The following is a 23,984-nucleotide window of genomic DNA, read 5'->3' as shown; positions in this document are numbered from 1 at the left end:
ACTGGAAAAATCAGCCTAGTTCAATTATGGGTATCTTCTGTCTTCTATTTAATTAGACTTCAAATGAATCCTGAAAATTTGCTTATCCTATAAAAACAGAGTAGAATATTCAAATAATGAAGAGATTTTTTCTATTTATATGCATTTTTTCGTTTTTTTCAGGAAGTATTTTTTCTCAAAGCAAGCAGGAAGCGATTAATCAGACATTTTTGAGCGATTTTGTCCGCAAAAACTGGACTACTGCTGACGGACTTCCCGGCATGACAATCACAACCATGATGCAGGACAAAAAAGGCTACATCTGGCTCGGCTCTTATGACGGTCTTGTGCGATTTGACGGCGTAGAATTCACCACTTACAACCGAACGATTGATGAAAAATATGATTTTGCTTCGGCTCGCTCCATAATTCAGGATGTTCATGGAAACCTTTGGGTCGGTCATAATGATGAGGGCGTTACCTGTCTCCGGGCGAATGGCGATATAGTAAAGTTTACGGTGGACAATGGTCTTCCCAACAATAAAATCAATGTCATGTGTGAAGACGGAGAAGAAAATATCTGGATCGGAACATCTTCTGGTCTTTGCTATATCACTCCCGAAAATAAAATTATTGTTCCAGACGGACTTGCTGAATTAGGTCAGGAAAAAATCCTCGTTGCGCGCTTGTTTTGTGATAATGATGAAAATGTTTGGATTATAACAGGTCTGCAGGGCGAAAATTTTATTTATGACCACAATGCGGAGAAAGTCGTTCGTTTTGACGGATTCAAGCAGATAAAAGATCCGGCGATTTTCGGCGTCACTCAAGAAGAGGACGGCTCATATTGGTTCGGAGTTAGCCCCCATTATGCAGTTAAGCTCAAGGATGGTCAGGAAAGAGTTTATGATGTGAGCCATGAAGGCTTGCACGGAACGGTCGTCAATGCCATGACAAAAGATGCCGAGGGAAATTACTGGTTCGGAACTGACACCGGAATTACCATCATGCATGGCGATAAATTTGTCTATTATGACAGCAGAAACGGTCTCGTTGATAACGGAATTACCAAGCTTTTTAAGGACAGTGAAGGAAATGTCTGGATTGGCTTTAACCGTGGCGGTCTGCAAAAAATGAGCAAGGGCAAATTCCGCACGGTTCAAATGTCTTTCTCGGTGAATGCGATTTGCGAAGACCCGATTCGTGGAGTTACCTGGCTCGGTGCGGATAACGGAGTGTATTGTTATAAAAATAATGGATTTATAGAGAATGAAATCACTGAACTCTGCAAGAATATTCGAATCCGCCATGTGGGAATGACAAGTGACGGAGAGCTTCTTATTTCTTCCTATTCAGAAAAATCACAGATTTGTATTAGCTCGGACGGTAAGGTCAAAATTTGGTCAGAAGAAGACGGTTTACCGATAATGAAATGCCGGCTTGCGATTAAAATTTCCAATGGAGATTATTATATTGCCACTCCACAGGGCTTGAGCATCGTTCATCATGAAGACGGACATATTTCCACTCTTACTCGCGCAGACGGATTTTCAAATCATTATATCATGTGGGTTCTGGAGGACTCAAAAAAGCGGGTCTGGGTCGGAACAAACGGAGGTGGAGTTTTTGTCCTTGAAAACGAAAAAATCCTCAAGCATTACAACACAGAAAATGGACTGGCCGGCAATGTCATCTTCAAAATCCTTGAAATCAAAAATGAAATTTGGATTGGAACAGGTACGGGGCTTTCAAAGTATATAGAAGATTCTGATTCATTCGTGAATTTCAACTCGCGGACAGGTTTAGGCACGGACGGTGTTTTCCAGATAATCTGTGACCGCCAGGATAATATTTGGCTGACATCAAACAAAGGCATTTGTTCGGTGCCTTTTGAAGAAATAAACGAAGTTATCGAAGGCAAAAAAAAGCGGGTATCAGTCCGATATTACGGCGACTCGGACGGTCTTATCACCAGCGGTGTCACCTCAACATCCCTTTCGGCAATTGATTCAAGGGGGTGTGTTTGGTTCACGCTTACAGACGGATTTGCCCTCTACGATCCAGCAAAAGCCGCCACAAACAAATTCGCGCCAAAAATCGAGATTCAGGATTATGTAATTGACAACGCAAAATTCGATTATCACGGCGAAAAAATCCTGCTTTCGCCTTCAGCAAAACGATTGAGCATAAAATTCACTGGCTTAAGTTTTATTTCTTCGGACAGTATGCGCTTCCGTTACAAACTAACTGGATTTGAAAACGAATACACTGATTGGGCAGACAGCCGCGCGGTTTCATACACGAACCTGAAACCTGGAACTTACTATTTTACGGTCATGTCGCAGAACAGTGATGGTGTTCAGAGCGAGCCTTCAATTCCCATTACCATTGAAAAACAACCATATATCTGGCAGCAACCCTGGTTCTGGATTTTGCTTGCTGCTTTGGCTCTGGCGGCTGTCTGGCGAAAAATCTATACTATGCGCCGTTATCAGATTGTTCTGGAGCAAAAAGTCGAGGAACGAACGCATGAACTTAAACTGGAAAAGGAAAAATCTGAGAGTCTCCTTTTGAATATTCTCCCCGCTGATGTTGCAGTCGAGCTTACGAATCATCCTGGAGAGACAATCGCTAAAAAATACCCCAATGTGGCGGTTCTCTTTACTGATATTGTTGGATTTACAAAAATGAGCGATAAAATGACGGCGGAAGAAGTCGTTACCATGCTCAACATGATGATTTCAAGATTCGATGATCGTGCAAAAAATGAAGGAATCGAAAAAATCAAGACGATTGGTGACGCATACATGGCGGCTTGCGGTCTTACTGAAGAAGCAGAAAATGGTGGTGCTGCAAAAATGGTTCGCTTTGCCCAAGGTCTCATTGAAGATGTAAATGCCTTTAACAAAGAGTACAAAGTGAATGTTCAGATTCGTCTTGGAATCAATACTGGAAATCTTGTTGCTGGCGTCATTGGAAAGACTAAGTTCATCTACGATATTTGGGGTGACACTGTTAATGTTGCCAGCCGAATGGAAAGCACGGGCGAGCCGATGAAAATTCATGTTACTGAAAGCACTTTTGCCCAGACAAAGGATTTGTTCTCTTACAGTGAGGGCGTTGAGATTCAGGTAAAAGGCAAAGGCGAAATGAAGACATATTTCTTATAATGCAGAAAATTTTATATAAAAAACATTAAATTGCTATAATTTTGGATTTTCTGTGTTATACTTAAAATACTATGAAATATGTATATTTTTTTGGAAACGGCGACGCAGATGGCGATGAATCAATGCGCGCAGAATTGGGTGGAAAGGGCGCAAACCTTGCGCAGATGGCAAAGGCTCCATTGAGTCTTCCAGTGCCTGCTGGATTTACGATTACCACCGATGTGTGTCAGGAATATTACGAATTAGGAAAAAAATATCCTGACGGATTGGCTTCTCAGGTTGACGAATATCTTGCAAAACTTGAGTCCGTAATGGGCAAAAAACTTGGCGACGAAAGCGACCCCCTTTTGGTTTCAGTCCGTTCGGGTGCGGCAATCTCAATGCCCGGCATGATGGACACAATCCTCAATCTCGGCTTGAACGACAAGGCTGTCCTCGGTCTTGCAAAAAAGACTGGCAATGAGCGATTTGCATGGGACGCTTACCGCCGCTTTATTCAGATGTACGGCGATGTTGCCATGGGCGTTGAGCACGCAAAATTCGAAGAAATCATCGATGAAGTAAAATCTCACCGTGGAATAAAACAGGACACGGAGCTTACTACCGAAGAACTCAAAGAAATCGTCACAAAATACAAGGCGATGTATAAGGAAGAAAAGGGAAGCGACTTCCCTCAGGACGCAAAAGAGCAGATGTGGGGAGCAATCGGAGCGGTCTTCGGCTCATGGATGAATCCTCGTGCAATCAAATACCGAAAACTCAACAACATCAAAGAAGGTGCTCTCAAAGGAACGGCCGTCACTGTCATGGCAATGGTCTTCGGAAACAAGGGCGAATCTTCTGGAACTGGCGTTTGTTTCTCTCGCGACCCGTCAACAGGCGAAAATATCTTCATGGGCGAATATTTGATGAACGCTCAGGGCGAAGATGTCGTTGCAGGTATCCGCACTCCGCAAAAACTCGCTCAGCTGGAGCAGACAAACAAAGCGATTTATGACGAACTCTGCCAGATTCGTGACCGCCTCGAAAAACACTATCATGACATGCAGGATATGGAATTCACCGTTGAGGAAGGCAAACTCTACATGCTCCAGTGCCGAAACGGAAAGAGAACGGGCGCGGCGGCTGTCAAAATGGCGGTCGATATGGTCAAAGAAGGTCTCATCGACAAAGAAACGGCTATCATGCGCGTAGAGCCTGAGCAGTTGAACCAGCTTTTGCTTCCTCAGCTCGACAAAGAAGCCGTCAAAAAGGCTACAGAAATTGCCGCTGGTCTGAACGCTTCACCGGGAGCTGGCTGTGGTCAGATTGTTTTCACCGCAGAAGAAGCCGAAGAGTGGGCAAAGAATGGCAAAAAAGTCCTTCTCGTCCGAAAAGAAACTTCTCCAGATGACATCGCGGGAATGGCGGTCTCTCAGGGTATCCTCACTTCAACTGGCGGAAGAACCAGCCACGCGGCAGTCGTTGCCAGAGGTATGGGAACTCCTTGCGTTTGCGGCTGCTCAGATGTTGCTTTCAAAGACGCTGAGACTGTCATCATCAAGGGAAAAACTTACAAAAAAGGCGACTTCCTCACGATTGACGGAGCTACAGGTCTCGTTTACGAAGGACAAGTTGCGGTCAAACCAGCTACTATTTCAGGCGATTTGGAAACATTCTTGGGCTGGGCAGACGAAATCCGCGAAAAATCAGAGCGAGTCACTGAATCAGGAAACCGCGTAAAGGGATTCGACATCTACGCAAACGGCGACACTCCTCAGAACGCAATGGATGCCTTCCGCTTCGGAGCAAACGGAATCGGTCTTTGCCGCACGGAACACATGTTCTTCGATGAGCCGAAACTCACCGCCTTCCAGAAGATGATTATTTCTGAAGACACCGAAAGCCGAAAGGAAAATCTGGCGAAAATTCTTCCCCTCCAGCAGAAAGACTTCTACGAAATCATCAAGACTATGGAAGGCCGGCCAGTCACAATCCGCTTGCTTGATCCGCCACTGAACGAGTTCATTCAGGCAGAAAGCGACTCACAGCTTACCGCTCTTGCAGAAAAACTTGGTGTTGATAAAGAAAAACTTTCACGAAAAGTCATGCAGCTTGCTGAGCACAACCCGATGCTTGGTCACCGGGGATGCCGGCTTGCAATCACATATCCTGAAATCTACGAAATGCAGGTCGAGGCAATCGCCCGCGCTACGGCACAGCTTGAAAAAGAAAGCAAGAAACACGAAGTTCTGATTATGATTCCGAATGTCGTTTCTTACAACGAAGTCGAGCAAATCCGAAAGCAGGCCGAAGCTGTCATCGATAAAGTCAACAAGGAAAAGGGCGTAAACCTCAAATTCCAGATTGGTTCTATGATTGAATTCCCGCGAGCCGCATTGAGCGCAGGAAAAATCGCAAAATACGCGGACTTCTTCTCATTCGGAACGAACGACCTCACTCAGACCACATTCGGTTTCAGCCGCGACGACTACGGAAAATTCATCGAGTCCTACCTGCAGCAACGAATCCTTGAGGACGACCCCTTCGCGACTTTGGACTACGAAGGCCCAGGAGCCCTTATGGAAATCACCGAAGAAAAAGGCCGCACGGTTAATCCGAACCTGCACTTGGGAATCTGTGGCGAGCACGGCGGAGACCCGGCATCAATCCACATCTGCTATCAGATTGGCTTGAACTATGTAAGCTGCTCTCCTTACCGAGTGCCACTTGCCCGCCTTGCAGGCGCACAGGCCGTGATTGAGTACGAAAAGAAGAATAAGTAACGGATTGCAAAAAAAACGACCGGTCAGTGGGTGAAACGCCTAGTGACCGGTTTTTTAGTTAGGTGGTTAGGCTGTTTATCTGTTTATTAATTACAAAAAAAATTATTTTTTAAAATTTAAGCACAAGTCTTCCAATTGAGCAAAATCCAATGTCATCTTCAACAGTGGCTTTTGAGCATCAGGCTGATTATCTTGATTATTTTTTGCTTCGTATAGGTTTTTGGCAGTATGCTCTATTTTATCTTTGTTTTGACGAACAAAATAAAGTTCATTAAAAACTATGAGTTTATATTTTAAATCACCTTCAGCATTTAAGTCGTAATTTATAATCTCGGATTCAGGGACAGGGATCATATTATTGAAACGAAGTGTTCCATAAAGCTTTTTAGAATCTTTCATGTATAATTACAAATTTGTAAGACATTGAAGCTCCAACAAAAAAGGCGACCTGTTACAGCCGCCATTTACATTCTCCAGTTGAGGGACGGAGCTTTCCCATAACTTTAATATAATATGCCTTATGATTTTCTGTCAAGTATCATGTTACTTATCACTTGCTGACCTTTTTTTCATTTTTCAAAATAATTCTCACAGAAATTTTCAAAAGATTTGACCTGTCCTTCCAGAATCGCTTTTATGGCATTTATCATAAATTTATGATTTTCGGAATTAACCTTTTCCCTTGCCGCAAACAAATCCGAAACAGAAGTATCAAGCGCATCTGAAATTTTCGCAAGTATGGCGGGTGAAGGAAATTTATTTGCGCATTCAATCTGCGATAAAAAGGGAATTGAAATTTCTGCCCGTTCTGCAAGATCGGCTTGTGAAATGTGCTGTATTGTTCTGAAGGTTTTTATGTTTCTTGCAAGATTGTTTCTTATTTCATTTTCCGTCATTTTAAAATTTCCTCATTGATATATATTTTATTTCTAAACGGAAAATAATAATTTGACAAATAACAGATTGAGATTTAATATTTCCTTAAAGGCATAATTTAATTTGCTTATAGATATATACCAAGGAGAATTTTTTTTATGAATAACATGTCAATGTTTGTTATTTTCATTGTTTCTACTAGCTTATTTAATGCGATTGCCAACCGTGTTGATAATATCGCGATAAGTATTACTTCTAGATTGATATGTAATCTTATCATGGGATTTGTAGTTGCACGAAAAGCAGAAGAAAAAGGTAGAAGGTTTGCACCTTGGTTCTTTTTTGGCTTTGTTATACCCCTTGTTGCAATGATTGCCATTTTACTGGTTAGCGATAAGAATTCACCGAAGTCTAGTACTGTAAGTTTTAAACCTGCTGAAGTTGCTGATAATGAGGAAAAAAGAGCAGAAGTAACAAAAAATATTACATTAAACGAAGGCTATCAGTTTGCGAAGGTTCCGTCCCGTATTTTTTCAGAAAAAATTGAGGAACCCGGCAGATATTATTGTCCGTATTGTTACAAAATGGTTTCTTCTGAGTTTGCTTCAAGTTGCTCTAATTGTGGAAAAGATTTGGCGTTCTAATATATTTAAAGGAGAATTTTTTATGAAACACACGAAACAGCTTTGCCTATTGTTTTTTACATTTATCTTTTTGTTTATAAGTTGTAATGAAACAATTGCATTCAACGGTAAAAAGATTACGGTTTCTGCTGAAAAGGCAGGCGAGGTAATTAAAAACCTGACAGAAGATACGCTGCTTGTTGTAACGGGGGACTGGAAAGATTTTGATTCAGACATGGAACCAGACGACAAAGATGTCAAAATCTTTCTGGATCTTTCTAGAATTAAAAGTAGTAGTTTTAAACCCATAACTCTATATATAGATGCAGTTGTTACAGATGCGGTCGTTGGTATAAGTCTTCCTAAGACCACGATGGAAATCGGTGACCATGCTTTTGCCTATTGCGAATCACTTAAAGAAGTAGTGATTCCAAATTCTGTGACGGAAATAGGATACAGTGCTTTTGAAGGCTGTAAGTCACTTGAAAAAGTTGTGATCCCAAATTCTGTGACGGAAATAGGACACGGTGCTTTTTTCAGATGTGTGTCTCTTAAAGAAGTAGTGATTCCAAATTCTGTGACGGAAATAGGATACAGTGCTTTTAGTGGATGCAAGTCACTTGAAAAAGTTGTGATTCCAAATTCTGTGACGGAAATAGGATACAGTGCTTTTAGTGGATGCAAGTCACTTGAAAAAGTTGTAATCCCAAATTCTGTGACGGAAATTAGTGGCAGTGCATTTTCCGGATGCGAGTCATTAAAGACTATAAGTATTTCAAAAAAAAATCCGAGTTTAACTTGTTCTGACGGTATTTTATACAACAAGGATAAAACCATATTATTTTATGTTTATGCCTGTGAAAGCAGAGAGATAATAATTCCAAATTCTGTAACAAAAATCGATGCCTGGGCTTTTTACAGATGCAAGTCACTTGAAAAAGTTGCGATTCCAAATTCTGTTACGGAAATCGGTGACCATGCTTTTGCCGATTGCGAATCACTTAAAGAAGTAGTGATTCCAAATTCTGTGACGGAAATTGGAATGTATGTTTTTAGTGGATGCGAGTCACTTAAGGAAGTTGCGATTCCAGATTCTGTGCTGGAAATCGGTAACCGTGCTTTTGAAGGCTGTAAGTCACTTAAAGAAATTGAAATCCCAAATTCTGTGACGGAAATAGGACGCGGTGCTTTTGAAGGCTGTAAGTCACTTGAAAAAGTTGTGATCCCAAATTCTGTGACGGAAATCTGTGAAGATGCTTTTAGTGAATGTACTAATTTGAAAAGTGCGACAGTTCCTAAGGATATTCCATATGAAGATTTGAAATATATATTTAAAAAATGTCCAAATCTTAAAACTATCAATCACGGCGGAAAAATCTATGCTTGGAATAAATAGGGGGCAACATCATGAAACCTGTGTATGTAGAAAAAGATGGTGATTTGAAGCATTTTATCTTTAATTTTTATGACTCTCAAGACAAAGAAACTTGGGAATTAAAATTTGAGAAAATAAACACTATTTCAGCAAGTGCATTTAAAAATGTGACAGGGCTTGAAAAAATATTTTTTGATAACGAACTAAAAATTGTCAAAAGAGAAGCCTTTGCAAACTGTGAAGATTTGAATCTTTTTTGCTGCTGTAATTTAAGCAATAAGAAATCTAGGGAAGAAGAAAAGTCGATTGTTAAAAATATTTCTATTTCAAAAACAGACAAATTTGCAATAGAAGCATTTGCATTTTCAGAATGTAAAAACATTAGCACTATTGTTTTGCCAGAGTGTAAAAAACTCATTATTGAAAAAGGTGCATTTTCGGGATGCTCTGTCCTGCGCAGTTTTGTTTCTTTTGCTGAAGAAATTGATTTTACTGAGAATCCATTTGAGGATTGCCCTGAGTCACTTACTTTTGTAGGAAAAAAGAATTCAGGACTTGAGCGATTTGCTCGTGAATATGGGTATAGGTTTATCGATGACTAAAGTATCAGATTTTGATAAAGCATTGCGACTCAAAGGCTACGGCTCCTATGAAAATAAAGTTTCGCAGAATGATTATAAAAATCTTGAAAAAGTAGTGAAAGTCGATAATGATTTGAGCGTAAAGCCAAAGGTTATTACTTGCTTGCGGGATTATATAGATTTTATCAGTACGCTTGAATCAAGTTATGAAAATCCAGTTTTTTATCGTGGGCAGGGCAATGCTAATTATTTGATTAATCCCAGTTCGCTTAGAAAGAATCCCGCAAATGAACGGCGAATGATAGAGTCTTTTGAACGCCGCTTTTCAAATGAACTCAATTCTTGTGAGAATGACATGGCTCGTCTCGTTTTGATGCAGCATTACGGATTAGGAACTCGTGCACTCGATATTTCCGAAAACCCGCTGGCAGCCTTGTATTTTGCCTGCTCACCAATGAAAAAATTCAATACGAACCGCGAATCAGAAAAATCTGAATGGGGAGAAATAACCATTTTTAAAGACCCTGACGAAGAAAACGAGAAAAAGCCCTATGATCTAAAACAAATCCATAGTTCAACTGTAAGTATTATTTCAAGTACAGCTTTTATGAAAAAAGAATTCAACCTATGGGAACTTGGCATGGAATGGAAAAAAGACAGAAATTATATGCACGATGAAAAATTTATTCAGTTGCGTGATATTATTCGTCGCTCTGTAATTGTTCGTGTCCCGCAAAATAATCCACGCATAAAAAATCAGCAGGGGGCATTCATCATTGTAAATGCGAATGAGGTTCTGGAAATCAACGGACAAGAAAAGAATGCAAATAATTTGACGAAGTATCTCCTTGAAAATGAGTATATTAATTTTCATGATGTATTGGATAATCCGAAATGGGGAAATCTTTTTGTTAATAACTCGTGGGAGTTAAAGTTCGGAAAAATAAAGCCATATTCTGGTAAAAACACCTGCAAAATTTTTGATATTGACCCATTTAATTTACGAAGAATATTTTACAAAAAAGATGGTGTCCAACAAGTTGTGCTGATTCCTCCCGAACGAAAAGACGAAATTGTGAGGGAGCTTTCTAGATTCAATATTACCGAGGATTTTATCTATCCTGATATGGATTGTGTTGCGAATGAAATTAATGAGAGGATAAATATATGAGAAAATTATTTTATTTGTTATTGATGATTTTTTTTGTATCGTGTAATTCTGGTTCTGTGGAATTTATTGCTATTGAAGGCGGTACTTTCCTAATGGGTAGTAAAAATGGCGATGAGGATGAACTTCCTATTCATTCTGTAACCGTGAGCAGTTTTTATATGATGAAAACAGAGGTTACTCAGGAACTGTATGAAAAGGTAATGGGTGATAATCCATCTAAAATTATCGGAAATAAATATCCAGTAACTCATGTAAGCTGGTTTGATGCAATTACTTTCTGCAATAAATGGAGTACATCAGAAGGACTTATGCCGTGTTACAAGGTTACTGAAAATGGTGTTACTTGGAATAAGGATGCAAACGGTTATCGTTTACCGACAGAGGCTGAATGGGAATATGCGGCTCGTGGTGGAATTCACAAAAAAAATTATGAGTATAGTGGAAGCGACAACATAAACAAAGTTGCTTGGTATAATGAAAACAGTGATGGGCAGCCACATAAAGTCGCTACAAAAGAACCTAATGATTTAGGTCTTTACGATATGAGTGGAAATGCTGGAGAATGGTGTTGGGATTGGAAAGACGACTATTCAAATAGGGCTGAGACAAATCCTTGCGGTCCAACTCTTGGCGATAGAAAAGTTTTACGAAGTGGCTCACCCTATATTTATGACTATTACTGTCGTATTGCAAATCGTGAAGGCCTTGAGCCGCAGGAAAGAATGGTAGATTTTGGCTGCATAGGCTTTCGTGTTGTCAGAAAGTCGAAATAACACCAACGCGCTAAGACTTCCCTGCTGACCGTTTTTTTTCTAATCCTTTCGAGAAATAAATGCGAGCCTATAAATCATCGGACAAAAGCTCGGCAAGATAATAAAGAATCGCGCATTCGTTTTCCTGCCAGATTCTAAGGCTGCGGTTTACCGCGCATTTTTCCGTCAGAAGTGACATAGTAAAAATCAGGAACTTTCAGAATTTCGCTAATCTGCGGCATGACTTTTGACAATTTGTTTTCAAAACCTGTTTCTGATTCGATGTCAGTCCTCAATTTGTACATATTCTTGAATATGCCGTTTTTGGCTATCTTACGGATTTCCACATATTTGTGTTTTTCTTCTTCATAGACTTTATAGCAGTTGCGGCCAAGATTTTTCCCAAGATAGAGCATTTTATCAATCAGGCCGAATAAATCAGAGAAATTATCGGAATCTTTTGGAAATGACGCGCAGCCGGATGTTCCCGTAACGAATGCCGCTCCGTTTTCAAAGAAAATTTCTTTTCTCAATGTGTTTGATTTGCCATAAAGATTTTCAAAAAAAGCGCTTTTCTCGTTTGTGGTGATATTTTTTAAATCTATCAGGAGAAGCTCGTCTCCGCCGAATCTTCCCGCAAGGGCAAAGCCGTCTGTAAATTCAGCAAGGCTTTTGGAAATGGACGCAAGCACCTTGTCTCCGGCCGTATGTCCATAAGTGTCGTTAATGAATTTGAAATTATCCAAATCGATGATTGTGAATGTGAAGGGAATTTTTTCTGCGATAAGGGAGTGGACAAACTTCATGGAATATGCGCGCGACAAAATTCCTGTGAGCGGGTCAAGGATTTCCTCAAGGCTAATCTCGTCGATTATCTTGTCGAAAAAGCTGTATTTCCTGAGCTTGTCTATGGTGTAAAGGACTTGCGAGCCGTCGTTTTTCTCTTTGCGGCGGATTACATCGGTAATGTCAACGAAGCTGCCCACGAGTCCGACGATTTCGTCTCCGTTATAAAGAGGCCGCTTTGAAGCGATAATGTCCCGCTCTTCGCCACGGATGATGCATTTCCCCTGTACTTTGTAAGTGCTTTTACCGGCTAAAACCCGCAGTTCGTCTTGCTTAAAAGGCTCTGGATCAGAATGCCAGCCCATTTCCTCATCATTTTTGCCTAAGAGCACATCTTCTGATTCGAATCCGTAAAAATCCAAAAAAGCCTGGTTTACGCCAAGAAATCTCCTGTTTTTGTCCTTCCAGAAAACACAGTCTTGTGAAGTATTTATGATGCTGTCAAATAAGTCTACTGTCATTTCCATAGCTGCCGAATCCTAAGGGAACTATTTATAGTGCTTTACAAATTCGTTGCACTGATAATCTCATTCACATTGCTGATGATTGCCCGCGCGATTTCGGGCTTGTTCATGGTGTAGATGTGGATTCCACGCACGCCGTTGGAGATTAAATCGATGATTTGGTCGGTGGCGTAGGCGATTCCGGCTTGTTTCATTGCCTCCGGGCTGTTTCGGAAGCGGTCGCAGATTGCCATGAGTTTTCGTGGAATGTAGGCATTTGATAAGTCCACCATACGGCTGACCTGTGCGGCGTTGGTGATTGGCATGATTCCCGCCAAGACCGGAACATGGATTCCCGCCGATTGCAAGCGGTAGAGGAAAGAGTAGAGCATGTCGTTGTCAAAGAATAGCTGGGTAGTCAAAAAATCAACTCCCGCTTCGACTTTGTGCTTTAAGTTTTCGATGTCAGCGTCGCGGTTTGCGCTTTCGGGGTGGCCTTCCGGGTAGCAGGCTCCGCCCACGCAAAATCCTTCTTTTTTGAGCAGGGGAACCAAGTCGCTTGCATGAGAAAATCCCGACGGGAAAATATTTTCGCCTTCAACTGAATCTTTTGGAAAATCCCCTCGCAAGGCAAGCACATTTGAAATTCCCTTGGCTTTAAGATTATTGATTATATGATTGAGTGCATCTGTAGTCGAGCGCACGCAGGTAAGATGAGCGAGTGCCGTCGTTCCCTGAGACTCAATGGCCTGAGCAATGTCTGCCGTGTAGCCCTGAGTCGAGCCGCCTGCGCCAAAAGTCACGCTGATAAAGTCTGGTTTGAGCTGGGTAAGTTCCACAGCCGTATTTTTTATAGATTCAAGTGCGTCCTGCTTTTTAGGCGGAAAAACCTCAAAAGAGAGCGTCACTTTCTTAGAATTCAAAATATCTACGATTTTCATAGGTTGATTATAGCGGATTGCAATATTTTATTCTATCCGCGCTAAAATTTCCCTTATTTTTGCCTCATCCAGCTTGATAAAAAGATTCTTCTCGTTGGTTGGCAAAACCGTTCCTTTGGGAGCATTTTTCGCCCGGCGGAGATGCTTGACCTGAGTGTAATACAAATCTGCCTTGCCGTTTTTGCGGGCTTTTGAAAAATATACGGCGAGATTTCCTGCCGCCAGTAAAATTTCCAGAGGAACGGTCTTTCCGGGGCGATTTTTGATGAAAACATAGCCGCCGTGATAATCCCGCACATGGAGCCACATGTCCGAGCCTTTTACCGTGTGGCGGAGCAAGTCATCGTTTTCGCTTGCATCCCGGCCTACGATAATCTGCCAGCCGTCAATCAAAAAGTCCAGACCTGGGTGGGCTTTCTTTTCCTGCTGCTTGGGCTTTTGGGTTTTTCGCAAGATTTGCTCAAGCTTGATTGGATTTTTTTCGGCGGTGATTTTTGCGTACTGGGCTTCGAGTTCGGCCACTGCCTTTTCCGCAGCCTCAATGTCGTAGTCCAGATTTTCAAGACCGCTGGTCTGTTTTTTGTAAGTCTCGTAGTAAGCGGCGGCATTTTCCTGGGCGGATTTTTTCGGATCAATCTTGATGCTCACCTTTCTGCCGCTTTCAAAATCTTCACATTCGAGGAAATTTGAGTTTCCGTCCAGGGCATAACCGTAGGCAAGAATCAAATCACCCTGATGCTTGTACTGAGCTGCATTTTTAAAGCTTTCCCGCTTTTCTTTGAGACGGTCAAGGGCTGCAATCTGGCGGCTTTTGTGGGACTGATACCATTTTTCTGCCTGCTCCAAAAGGCTTTCAAGGGAAGTCTGGGCCGCGTTCTCTGAATAAAATAAATCGACTTTTTGGTTGAAAGTGAGATTTGGATAATCAGGATGCTTTTCTGCGTAATCGGCGGCAAGTTCCTCAAAATCCCTCAGGGGAAATTTTTCGTTCAGGGCGGAAAGTTCACCTTCGCTCAGTGCTTTTTCTTCCGGCAGGGCAAGAATTTCTCCGGTTTTTTCACCTTTGGCCGGGCGGCGGTAAAATGAATCGAGGATGAGGCCTTCTTTGTCGCAGAGGAAAATGTTTCCCGCGTTTGACCACAAGCGGATGTAAAGGGAGAAAAATTCGTCTTCGTCATCGTTTTGCAGGGATTTTGCTTTTTTTGCGGCGTGTTCCTGAGCCTGGGGCATTACATAAATGGCACCGGCTTTTTCCAAATCGATTTTGATGATTCGTTCTTTGCCCAGCTGCTGGCAATTCAAAATACGCGCGCCTTTGATTTTTGACTTGAGCATTTCGTTGAATCTGAGGGGCTTTTCGTTCTTGGTGATTTTGCGCCTTGTCTCACAGATTCGGCAGGCTCCCGCTTCCAAAGAAATAAAAATCGTTTTTGGCTGGCCGGGCTTGTAAGTGTAGATTGCCAGAGAATTAAAATTTGGCTGTACGACTTCCTGAACAAAGGCTCCGTTTAAATCCAGTTCTGAGAGAATTAAATCAATTTCGTTGCAGTTAAGGCTCATATCTTTACTTTCTTCAATAATAATACTACATTTTTGGCATGAAGAAAATATTTTTCGCTTTTTTGATTTTTGCCAGCATCTTCTCTGCAAGTGCTATGAGTGATTTTTCTAACAAGAATTTTTGTTTTGGTATTTCCTTTCCCACAGTAAAAAATGATTACAAATTTGATTCTTACGACTCAATGCGCCTAAATGCCGTTGGCTTGAATCTTAATTATCGCAATATGAACGATTACATGAAAATTGGTATTTTCCTTAACACAGATATATATATGCCTTATTCAAAAGTAATTGTCTTGGACGAAAAACACCAAACAACAACAAATTATTCTGACTACAAATATTTTTTCGGAACGGATATTCTCGCAGGAATTTATACAGTCTTGTATCGTGATGAAACTTTTAACATTCCTGTTGGAGCCGGATTTCATCTTGATGGATTTATAAGTAAGCAAAAAAACAACGACGAAATTATAAAAGAATCTGTTTATACGGTTGGTGTGGGGGCGTGGTTCAATATTGAAGTGAATTTTTCGCGAAATATGGGAATTTATGCAGGTTCAAAAATTGGCTATGATTTTTATTATAAAATGAATTCAAAATCTTGGAGTTCAGTCATTCAGGACGGAAGTTGTAAGGGATTTACAATTATTCCCGCCCTCGGACTTTTGTGGCACCTTTAGTTTTCACCGGCTTTCTTTATTGAGCCTGGTACTATTGTTTGAGAATTAAGTGCGCCACAGTGGTTTCCCAAAGAAAGAGCCGCCTCAATATTCTTTGAGAGAAGATATTCGCGAATAAATCCTGCATCAAAAGAATCTCCGCAAGCTGTTGTGTTAAGTGGGGTGACTTTTTCGGTTGGGCAACGATAGCTTTTTCCGTTTTCTGCCGCAAGAGTATCTTTTGCTCCGCGAGTGACAACAATAATATTATGCAATTCTTCGCTTTTTTTGCTGATTGCCTGTTCAAGTTCATTTTCGCTTAAAGATGAGTTACCGAAAGTTTGATAAAATTCATCCTCATTGATTTTGATAATCTGTGGAGTGCAAACTTTAAGCGTATCAAGCAAATCCTCACCACGGAAATCAGCAAGAATCGGCTTGCCTGCTTTATGTGCGACTTCACAAATTCTCGCACAAATATTTTTTGACCATGTTACGGGGCGGCTTCCTGCAATTAAAAGTGCATCACAAACAGCCATATATTCACGGATAGACTCGATAAGATCGAGTTCAGCTTCTGCGCCTGCCAAATGATGCAAATCTTCTGCCGCATCACTGATGACTTCAGTTGTCGAGCCCGTTTTAGCATCGAGAAGTGTCCAACATTCGCGTGTGTTTCCTTCAACATAGATAGGATGGACATATAAATCATTGTCGCGTGAAGCAAGAACCATAAAATGCTCTGCGTTTGAGTTTCCTACCGGGCAAAGTGCTACTGAACTGCCTTCTTCAAGCTGATTAAGGACACGAGCCGCATTTAAAGCTTTTCCGCTGGCATCTTCGCGCCAAATTTGTGAACGATTTATTTGTCCTGTTGTAAACGAGTCAAATTTAATTGTACGCTGAATAGTTGAGCTCAAACAAACACAAAGAATTTTCATATTAAATAGTATGAATGATTTATTTCATTTTGACAAGCGAGCAAAAATGTATGATATAATAAAATATCTTATTTTAAGGAGCTAAGATGAAAGTAATTCTTTTTAACGGAAGCCGAAACGAAAAAGGCAGCACATACACGGCATTGAATCTCGTAGCTGAGGCACTTGGCAAAAACGGCGTAGAGACCGAAATTTTCTGGGTTGGAGGCCGGGCACTAACAGGCGAAATTGACGCACTTGTGGATGAAGCAATCGAAAAAATCCAGAATGCAGACGGTCTTGTTTTCGGCTCGCCGGTTTATTACGCTTCTCCCAGCGGTGAGCTTATCGCATTTTTAGACAGACTTTACTGGAAGGGCGAGAAATTCCTGCGCTTTAAGCCTGCAGCCGCACTTACTGTTGCCCGTCGTGCCGGAACAACGGCTTGTCTTGATGTCATCAACAAATACATCACTTATGCCCAGCAGCCCGTGATTACTTCCCGCTACTGGAACATGGTTCACGGCTCAAACGGCGCCGATGTGCTTCAGGACGAAGAAGGAATTCAAATCATGCGCACGATGGGCCGCAACATGGCTTGGATTTTAAAGAGCATTGAGGCTGGAAAGCAGGCCGGAGTAGCCCAGCCTGAAGCCGAAAAGAAAATCTTTACGAATTTTATCCGCTAGTTTTAGCCGATAATCTTGTATAAAATTTTGTAAAGTACCTGAGCGTCTTCGGGTGAAATATTCATGCACTTTCCCATCTCTTCGGGTACGGAAAGTGCTTTTTCTTTGAGGGCTTCTCCTTCCGCCGTGATTGTAATCGTTACTACCCGCTCGTCATTTTTGTCACGCACTCGTTTTACCAGCCCTTTTTCTTCCATTGATTTGAGAAGGGGCGAGAGAGTTCCAGTGTCCAAATAGAGATAATTGCTGATTTCACCGACTTTGAGGGATTTATGCTCCCACATTACCATCATTACGATGTACTGGGTGTAGGTAAGATTCAGATTTTTGAGAATCGGCGTGTATTTACGCATGATTTCCCGTGATGCCGCATAAAGCGGGAAGCAGAGCTGGTTTTTCAGTTTAAGTGAATCGTAATTTTTTTCCATAATTAAAATCCTGTATTTAGTCGCTTATATCAAAATCAAACTGAACTTGAACATCGTAGTCTGGGAAGGCTTCGCGCACATCAGAGACGACATGATCGTACATTACCTGCATATTTGGCGAATCGAAGGAAACTACGATGTCAAATCGCATGACTTTTGCCTCTTCATCCACGAAAAATCCGTGCATCTGAAGAATGTCCTTGTGCTCATGCACGATTTTTGACACTTGTGAGCGAATTTCCGCTGCCGAGTTCTGTTTTGTGTTCACGCTGTAAATTCCAACGGCTGCCATTGCAACATTATGCTTTTGGTAGACTGCCGCACTGATTTTTCGCGTTACGGTGTCAATTTTGTCTGCCGTCCATGTGTCGGGCACTTCGATGTGGATTGAGCCAATGTGCTTGTCAGGACCGTAATTGTTTAGAACGAGGTCAAAGGAGCCGCGGATTTCCGGGTCAACGGAGGCGACTGTTTTTTTGATGGCATGGGCAATTTGAGCGTCGATTCGCTCTCCCAAGATTTTGCTTAATGTTTCCCTCATGGTTTCAATGCCCGATTTGATAATTGCAAAAGAGATGATTACGCCAAGATATGCTTCAAGGGAAAGTCCGAAAATCAGGAAAATTGCCGCTGCCACCAAGGTTGATGCCGAAATTATTGAATCCATAAGGGCATCCTGACCGCTGGCCACGAGGGAATCGGAATTTACTTTTTTGCCGGTGCGCTTAACGAAAAGACCCAGTAAAATCTTTACGATAACGGCTGAACTTACGATAATCAGAGCCGCGCTGGTGTAGTCAGGCGTGCTGGGATTAATGATTTTTTTGACCGACTCAATGAGAGAAGTAATACCTGCATACAAAATGATGAGGGCAATCACCAGTGCCGAAAGGTATTCTGCCCGGCCGTGACCGAAGGGGTGCTGTTTGTCGGCGGGCTTTCCTGCCAGTTTAGTTCCGATAATCGTGACGACGGAAGAAAGCGCGTCGGTAAGGTTGTTCACCGCATCCAAAACGATGGCGATGGAGTTTGAGAGCAAGCCGACCAGCGCCTTGAATGAAGCCAGGGCAATATTGGCCACGATTCCAAGAATACTGGTGCGGACGATGATTTTTTCACGATTTTCAGTAAGCATATAATCTACTATACTGTTTTCTTCAAATTTCGGATATAGTCAACTGCGCTTAAGCCTGCAAGACCGCCCTCATAGACTGCCTTGCATACCTGTAGGAGTCCGCCGTTTGCGTTTCCGCATGAGAAGATTCCCGGCGCGTTCGTTGCCATTTTTTCGTTTGCGGCGATTGAGTCTCCGTTGAGCATGAGACCGAGCTTTTTCGCAAAATCAGCGGCTCCTGCGCTTCCCAGGGCGACAAATACGCCGTCTAATGCCAGGCTTTCTCCGTCAGCGAATGTTACGCCGCCGACTTTTGTGCCTTCTCCGTTTGGAATGATTTTCGTGACTTTTCTCGTGCCGATTTTGATTTTTCCGGCGATTGATGAATCAGCCGCGACTGCCGCCTTGACTTCGCTTTCATCTTTTCCGTCGGTGAGAATCGTTACGCTTTCTGCGATGTGTGCAAGATGCGTGGCTTCTTCGACTGCAAATTTTCCGTTTCCGATGACGGCTACATTTTTTTTGCGGTAGAAGAATCCGTCGCAAACCGCACAGTAAGAAACGCCCTTCCCTTCAAAATCAATGATGCCTTCGATAGTGGGGCGGAGTTTTTTGTTTCCTGTGGCGAGAATGATTGCAGGTGCGCTCAATTCCTTTTCGCCAGCTTTGACCGAATACTGGGTCTGGGGCGGGGGCGCGAGAAGCTCTATGTGAGTGACTTCGGCTTCGATTACCTCAATGCCCAGGTTTTTAGCCTGTTGAATTCCGTTGGCGTACAAATCTGGCCCCGTGATTCCTTCGGGGAAACCGTAGTAATTGTCGATTTTGTGGGCTTTTTCCAGCTGGCTTTCACCAGAATAAATGACAGCCACATTCAAATTCGCCCTTTTTGCATAAAGGCTCGCCGAGATTCCGGCCGGTCCCGCTCCGATTATGATGATGTCATAGTTCATGGTTTACACCTCTTTTCTGTCATAAATCTGTGGATATATCCTACAGCAATGATGCGATTTTGTCGTCGATTTTCTTTGGCTCAACTGTTGATTCAAATCGCTCAATCACATTTCCTTCGCGGTCAACGAGGAATTTCGTGAAATTCCACTTGATGTTGGCGTTGTTCTTGAAGTCCGGGTCGATTTTACCTACGACTGCGTTCATGAGCGCGCCTTTGACTCCGGTAAAGCCTGCAAATCCCTTCTGGCTCTTCAAGAATGTGTAGAGAGGAATTTCGTTCTCGCCGTTGACCTCGATTTTCTTGAAATTGTCAAAGCTGGTCTTGTACTTCATCTGGCAGAACTCGTGGATTTCTTCATCATCGCCCGGTGCCTGATGACCGAACTGGTCGCAGGGAAAGTCGAGGATTTCCAAGCCCTTGTCGTGGTATTTCTGATAAAGCTCTTCAAGTCCTTTGTACTGTGGGGTGAATCCGCAGCCAGTCGCCGTGTTGACGATGAGCAGGACTTTGCCCTTGAATGATTCCATTGAAACTTCGTTTCCCTTTCTGTCCAAAACCTTGTAATCGTAAATTGCCATAATTTTCTCCTTGCGGCTAACCGCTATTGAATCCAGTAATATTAAATTGTATACAACTTAACTGTATAAAATATATTGTATGCAACTTAATTTGTCAAGGGGAAATTCAATTTAAAATAAAAAATCCCTCGCATTTTGCGAGGGAAAGTTATTAGTTAGCGCTTGATTCTTCGTTAGCAGGAGCAGGAGTGTCAGCGTTTGAGCTGGCTGGCTCACCCCATTCATTTGCGGGAACTGAAGCTGTCAGAGTGAATACAAGAGTAATGATAAGTCCAACAATCGGAACAAGATTAATCAGAATCCACCAGCCAGAGTGACCTGCATCGTGCAAGCGGCGGATTGAAAGACCAATACCTGGCAGCAAAGTGCCGAGACTCCACAAAACCGATAGAAAACTCAAGCCTGTAGCTACAGTAATTGGATAGAGTGCGAGAGAAACCAAGATGTTGAAAAGGAAAACCCACCAATACTCGCTTCGTGTTGAGCGACCTCCGAAATTAACATAGTTCGTGAAGAAGAGTTTTACTGCTTCGCCGAAACCAACATACTTTGGACTCATATATGAATCCCTCCTTTAATATTTTTAGACTTTGAACAAGTCTATTTGACCGCCTATTTTGGAGATTGCGTTCTGAACCTGACCAGAAATATCAGCAAGAGCCGAGCCTGTTTCGTTGATTTTACGCGCTCCATTTGACATTTCATCCATACTGCCCTTCATTTCGAGAGTAGCTGACTGTAAATTCTGAACCTCTTCAAGAATCATTTTGTTTCCGTTTGACATTTCAACTGATGCCGCCCGGACTTCTTGAGTGCTGTCATTCATTGTTTTGAGGGCACTGGTAATCTGCTGTGAACCCTGATTCTGCTCTTCCATTGCGGCCTTAATCTGCATGACAAGCTGGTCGGTTTCTTGAATTTTCTGAGAAACAACGCCGAATGATCGGCTTGATTCATTTGAAGCCGAAACGACTTCTCCAATCTGCTCTTTGATTTTTGTAAGCTGCTCGCCGATTGTCTTTGACTGAGCCGATGAGGTCTCTGAAAGTTTACGGATTTCATCTGCAACGACTGCGAAGCCCTTTCCTGCTTCGCCAGCGTGAGCCGCCTCAATTGCCGCGTTCATAGCCAGCAAGTTTGTCTGTTCAGCGATGCTTGAAATGGCCGTGTTAGCGTCCTGAAGCATTTCGCTCTGAGTTTCAATCTGCTGAATTCGCTCGTTGACATCATTCTGCATTTTGAAGCCCATGTTTGCGTTTGATTCAAGTTCTTCAAATGAAGATGCCATTTTTTCGACTGAGTGATTTACCGAAGTGATATTTCCAATCATCTCTTCAACTGCCGCACTTGCCTGTGTTACGCCGGAAGACTGGTGCTCAATCATCTGGTTAAGAGAATCGATATTTGCGGAAATCTCGTCAACTGCGCCCGCCGTCTGCTGGACGCTCTGGTTTTGGGTGTTAATTTGGTGAGAAATGCTGTCGATGTTTGCGATAATCTGTGTGATTGCGCTTGCCGTGTCCTGAGTGCTTGCGCTCATGCTCTCGCCAGAAATTGCCAGTTCATCCTTAGATTTTTTTGTCTCACCGATAATCTGCTGCAATTTGTCGCAGAAAGCGTTGAAGTTGATGACCAAATCACCGATTTCATCGAGGACTCGCAATGTGACGCGTTTAGTCAAATCAGCCTCGCCTGTTGCCATTTCACGGAGCTGCTTGGTGACATTTTCGATTCGCCACATGAGCCAGTGAATGAAGCGGAAACTTACGAGCATGAGGATTATGGCAAGAACAATCGCAACTGGTACGACAAATTTGAGCGTGGTATATTTAATTGCTTCGATTTGGTCGAGGGATTTTGCAATGAAAAGCATACCCGTAACTGTTCCATCATCGTTTGAGAGTGGCGCATAAACTGAGTAATAGTCTTTTCCTTGAATTTTATTCTCGCCTGTGTATTTTTCACCTTTTCTTAAAACCAAATCGACAATAGTTTGATTTGCAAGTGTTGTTCCTACGACTCCAGGCAATGATGAGTCAATTCGCGTGATATCCTGAAAGATTGTACATTCTGTATCATAAGCGGTTTTCATGAGGCTGACAAAATCGCCATCTGTAAAATCGTAAGCAAAGAGTGTAGTTCCGACAGTTCGTCCGTCTTTTTTAAGTGGGTAGGCATAAACCTGACAGTAATTTGAATTATATGATTCGTAGCCATAGCCAGATATTCCTTTCATGGCTTGACTTACTGCATGGCATGAAGAAACATTTTGTCCTGAAGACGGTGCGTTATCTCCACCGCTTGCTAAAATTGTTCCGCTTGGGTCGGTGAAAGCCATATAAGCATAATCTAATTCTCCACCGTAATAGGAGATAATTTCTTTGAGTGTGGAAATATCATTGTCTGCAACTGCATTAATAACATCTTCACGGTCTGCCGTAGTGGCCGCATAGCCCTTAAGGGTTAGAAGCCAGTCAAGCATGACACGCATTGCACCTTCCGCAGAGTGCTCAAGCTGAGTTTCTGTAGCCTCAACTTGGTTTTTGTCGAAAACAGTAAGACTGACTGTTGCAACAAGCACACTACTTGCGACAATTACTGCACCAATCAATGCGATTAATTTTGTTTGGATTTGAATGTCTCGTGCTTTGGGATCAACAGGTTTGTTATTTTCAATTTTGCTAGCCATTAAATCACCTCAGTTGTAAATACAATTTTAATTTATTCTTAATTATCGGTGAAAACAATTCTTTTGTAAAGAAGAAAAAGAAATAAAAAAAGGGGGAAGACTCCCCCTCGCTTCAATACCTCTCACTTCGCAGGAGAAGTCTGAGCAAGCTCCGCCTTCTCCGCTCCGTTCGGGTATTTACGCTACCCTCTCTACGGGCTCAAACGCCGCCCGTAACTCCTGCTTAGTTCTTTGGGAATTTTGCCTTGAACTCAGCGAGCACCTTTTCTGGCGCCGGTTTTGCGTCTACATCAACGAGATTGCCCTTGTTTTTGTAGAAGTCGATGAGCGGAGCTGTTGACTCTCGGTAAACTTCAAGACGATGTTTGATTGATTCAGTTTTGTCATCATCGCGGGTGTAAAGCTCGCCGCCACATTTGTCACATTTTCCTGCAACTTTCGGCGGATTGAACTTTTTGTGGAACATCTGACCGCACTCTTTGCAGCAAACGCGTCCGCCCAATCGCTCAACGACAGCGTTGTCTTCGATGTCGAAATTAACGGCAGCGTCGATTTTTGCGAAGCCTTCGAGAGCCTCTGCCTGTGGAATTGTGCGCGGGAAGCCGTCGAGAATGTAACCTTTCTTTGTGTCGTCTTTTGAAAGTCGGTCTTTTACCAGGCCGATTGTTATTTCATCGCTGACCAAGCCGCCTGCATCGATGATAGCCTTGGCTTTTTTGCCCAGCTCCGTGCCGTTCTTGATGTTCTCGCGGAAAATGTCTCCGGTTGAGATGTGTGGAATTCCATAAGCCGCAGCGACTTCTTTTGCGAGAGTGCCTTTTCCGGCTCCCGGTGGTCCTAAGAAAATAAAGTTCATTTTTTGCTCCT

Annotated in this window: 22 protein-coding genes; 9 read left to right on the top strand and 13 right to left on the bottom strand. The window is 42.5% G+C overall.

All coding sequences use genetic code 11. The annotated features are described in order from the left end of the window. Nucleotides 1-116 precede the first annotated feature (116 nt). On the top strand, nucleotides 117-3,149 hold the full coding sequence (locus B2089_RS05035; protein ID WP_296686213.1) for a ligand-binding sensor domain-containing protein: 3,033 nt from the start codon (nucleotides 117-119) through the stop codon (nucleotides 3,147-3,149). Nucleotides 3,150-3,220: 71 nt separating this feature from the next. Beyond that, nucleotides 3,221-5,914, top strand: a complete 2,694-nt coding sequence (gene ppdK, locus B2089_RS05030) for a pyruvate, phosphate dikinase (RefSeq protein WP_296686210.1) — start codon at nucleotides 3,221-3,223, stop codon at nucleotides 5,912-5,914. A gap of 102 nt (nucleotides 5,915-6,016) precedes the next feature. On the opposite strand, the gene B2089_RS05025 is transcribed toward ppdK, so the two are convergent. Both B2089_RS05025 and B2089_RS05020 read right to left on the bottom strand, forming a co-directional pair. Next, a complete protein-coding gene (locus tag B2089_RS05025; RefSeq protein ID WP_296323332.1) occupies nucleotides 6,017-6,313 on the bottom strand; it encodes a type III toxin-antitoxin system ToxN/AbiQ family toxin in 297 nt (98 codons plus the stop codon). Nucleotides 6,314-6,483: 170 nt separating this feature from the next. Further along, nucleotides 6,484-6,810: a helix-turn-helix domain-containing protein gene (locus tag B2089_RS05020; RefSeq protein ID WP_296323335.1), complete on the bottom strand. Its 327-nt coding sequence runs from the start codon at nucleotides 6,808-6,810 to the stop codon at nucleotides 6,484-6,486. Nucleotides 6,811-6,948: 138 nt separating this feature from the next. On the opposite strand from B2089_RS05020, the gene B2089_RS05015 reads away from it, so the two are divergent. From B2089_RS05015 to B2089_RS04995, 5 genes are read left to right on the top strand one after another with little or no spacing between them, the layout of a single operon-like run. Further along, on the top strand, nucleotides 6,949-7,434 hold the full coding sequence (locus B2089_RS05015) for a hypothetical protein (RefSeq protein ID WP_296323339.1): 486 nt from the start codon (nucleotides 6,949-6,951) through the stop codon (nucleotides 7,432-7,434). Between the two features lie 22 nt (nucleotides 7,435-7,456). Beyond that, the gene (locus B2089_RS05010) at nucleotides 7,457-8,809 is read left to right on the top strand and encodes a leucine-rich repeat domain-containing protein (RefSeq protein ID WP_296323342.1); all 1,353 of its coding nucleotides are present in this window, start codon (nucleotides 7,457-7,459) and stop codon (nucleotides 8,807-8,809) included. Nucleotides 8,810-8,820: 11 nt separating this feature from the next. Further along, on the top strand, nucleotides 8,821-9,390 hold the full coding sequence (locus B2089_RS05005) for a leucine-rich repeat protein (RefSeq protein ID WP_296323345.1): 570 nt from the start codon (nucleotides 8,821-8,823) through the stop codon (nucleotides 9,388-9,390). Then, complete coding sequence (locus B2089_RS05000; RefSeq protein WP_296323347.1) at nucleotides 9,383-10,540, top strand: FRG domain-containing protein; 1,158 nt, start codon at nucleotides 9,383-9,385, stop codon at nucleotides 10,538-10,540. Before B2089_RS05005 ends, B2089_RS05000 begins: the two co-directional genes overlap by 8 nt. After that, nucleotides 10,537-11,313 (top strand): formylglycine-generating enzyme family protein, encoded by a 777-nt coding sequence (locus tag B2089_RS04995; RefSeq protein WP_296323350.1) that lies wholly within the window; start codon nucleotides 10,537-10,539, stop codon nucleotides 11,311-11,313. The genes B2089_RS05000 and B2089_RS04995 overlap by 4 nt, the downstream gene beginning before the upstream one ends. A gap of 134 nt (nucleotides 11,314-11,447) precedes the next feature. On the opposite strand, the gene B2089_RS04990 is transcribed toward B2089_RS04995, so the two are convergent. The 3 genes from B2089_RS04990 to B2089_RS04980 are packed head-to-tail and all read right to left on the bottom strand — an operon-like array spanning nucleotide 11,448 to nucleotide 15,082. After that, nucleotides 11,448-12,605 carry a sensor domain-containing diguanylate cyclase gene (locus B2089_RS04990; protein WP_296323353.1) on the bottom strand — a complete coding sequence of 386 codons (1,158 nt, stop codon included), beginning with the start codon at nucleotides 12,603-12,605 and terminating at the stop codon, nucleotides 11,448-11,450. Nucleotides 12,606-12,640: 35 nt separating this feature from the next. After that, the gene (gene metF / locus B2089_RS04985; RefSeq protein WP_296323357.1) at nucleotides 12,641-13,522 is read right to left on the bottom strand and encodes a methylenetetrahydrofolate reductase [NAD(P)H]; all 882 of its coding nucleotides are present in this window, start codon (nucleotides 13,520-13,522) and stop codon (nucleotides 12,641-12,643) included. Nucleotides 13,523-13,549: 27 nt separating this feature from the next. After that, on the bottom strand, nucleotides 13,550-15,082 hold the full coding sequence (locus B2089_RS04980; protein WP_296323361.1) for an NFACT family protein: 1,533 nt from the start codon (nucleotides 15,080-15,082) through the stop codon (nucleotides 13,550-13,552). Nucleotides 15,083-15,120: 38 nt separating this feature from the next. Between B2089_RS04980 and B2089_RS04975 the strand changes: the two genes are divergently transcribed. Further along, nucleotides 15,121-15,765, top strand: coding sequence for a hypothetical protein (locus B2089_RS04975; protein WP_296323364.1), 645 nt, complete (start codon nucleotides 15,121-15,123; stop codon nucleotides 15,763-15,765). Here B2089_RS04975 and B2089_RS04970 read toward each other — a convergent pair. Next, nucleotides 15,762-16,685 carry a 1-phosphofructokinase family hexose kinase gene (locus tag B2089_RS04970; protein ID WP_296323368.1) on the bottom strand — a complete coding sequence of 308 codons (924 nt, stop codon included), beginning with the start codon at nucleotides 16,683-16,685 and terminating at the stop codon, nucleotides 15,762-15,764. The two genes, B2089_RS04975 and B2089_RS04970, sit on opposite strands and share 4 nt — an antisense overlap. Before the next feature lie 86 nt (nucleotides 16,686-16,771). Here B2089_RS04970 and B2089_RS04965 point away from each other — a divergent pair, with 86 nt between their 5' ends. Then, the gene (locus tag B2089_RS04965) at nucleotides 16,772-17,353 is read left to right on the top strand and encodes a flavodoxin family protein (RefSeq protein WP_296323373.1); all 582 of its coding nucleotides are present in this window, start codon (nucleotides 16,772-16,774) and stop codon (nucleotides 17,351-17,353) included. A 2-nt stretch (nucleotides 17,354-17,355) separates the two neighbouring features. Here the strand turns inward: B2089_RS04965 and B2089_RS04960 are convergent, their stop codons facing one another. The 7 genes from B2089_RS04960 to B2089_RS04930 form a co-directional block, all read right to left on the bottom strand. Further along, a complete protein-coding gene (locus B2089_RS04960; protein WP_296323374.1) occupies nucleotides 17,356-17,781 on the bottom strand; it encodes a MarR family winged helix-turn-helix transcriptional regulator in 426 nt (141 codons plus the stop codon). A 16-nt stretch (nucleotides 17,782-17,797) separates the two neighbouring features. Beyond that, entirely contained in the window at nucleotides 17,798-18,916 is a 1,119-nt protein-coding gene (locus B2089_RS04955) for a cation diffusion facilitator family transporter (protein WP_296323376.1), read from the bottom strand. An 8-nt stretch (nucleotides 18,917-18,924) separates the two neighbouring features. Then, a complete protein-coding gene (locus tag B2089_RS04950) occupies nucleotides 18,925-19,848 on the bottom strand; it encodes an NAD(P)/FAD-dependent oxidoreductase (RefSeq protein WP_296323379.1) in 924 nt (307 codons plus the stop codon). Between the two features lie 40 nt (nucleotides 19,849-19,888). Beyond that, nucleotides 19,889-20,428: a glutathione peroxidase gene (locus tag B2089_RS04945; RefSeq protein ID WP_296323382.1), complete on the bottom strand. Its 540-nt coding sequence runs from the start codon at nucleotides 20,426-20,428 to the stop codon at nucleotides 19,889-19,891. 151 nt (nucleotides 20,429-20,579) lie between these two features. Then, on the bottom strand, nucleotides 20,580-20,987 hold the full coding sequence (locus B2089_RS04940) for a DUF805 domain-containing protein (protein WP_296323384.1): 408 nt from the start codon (nucleotides 20,985-20,987) through the stop codon (nucleotides 20,580-20,582). A gap of 24 nt (nucleotides 20,988-21,011) precedes the next feature. Continuing rightward, on the bottom strand, nucleotides 21,012-23,117 hold the full coding sequence (locus tag B2089_RS04935) for a methyl-accepting chemotaxis protein (protein ID WP_296323386.1): 2,106 nt from the start codon (nucleotides 23,115-23,117) through the stop codon (nucleotides 21,012-21,014). A 223-nt stretch (nucleotides 23,118-23,340) separates the two neighbouring features. Beyond that, nucleotides 23,341-23,973: an adenylate kinase gene (locus tag B2089_RS04930; protein ID WP_296323389.1), complete on the bottom strand. Its 633-nt coding sequence runs from the start codon at nucleotides 23,971-23,973 to the stop codon at nucleotides 23,341-23,343. Nucleotides 23,974-23,984 lie beyond the last annotated feature (11 nt).

Source organism: Treponema sp. UBA3813 (assembly GCA_002368605.1).
GTDB lineage: Bacteria > Spirochaetota > Spirochaetia > Treponematales > Treponemataceae > Treponema_D.
The sequence above is the reverse complement of the archived record's forward strand: the minus strand, read 5'-3'. Positions and strand labels throughout refer to the sequence as shown.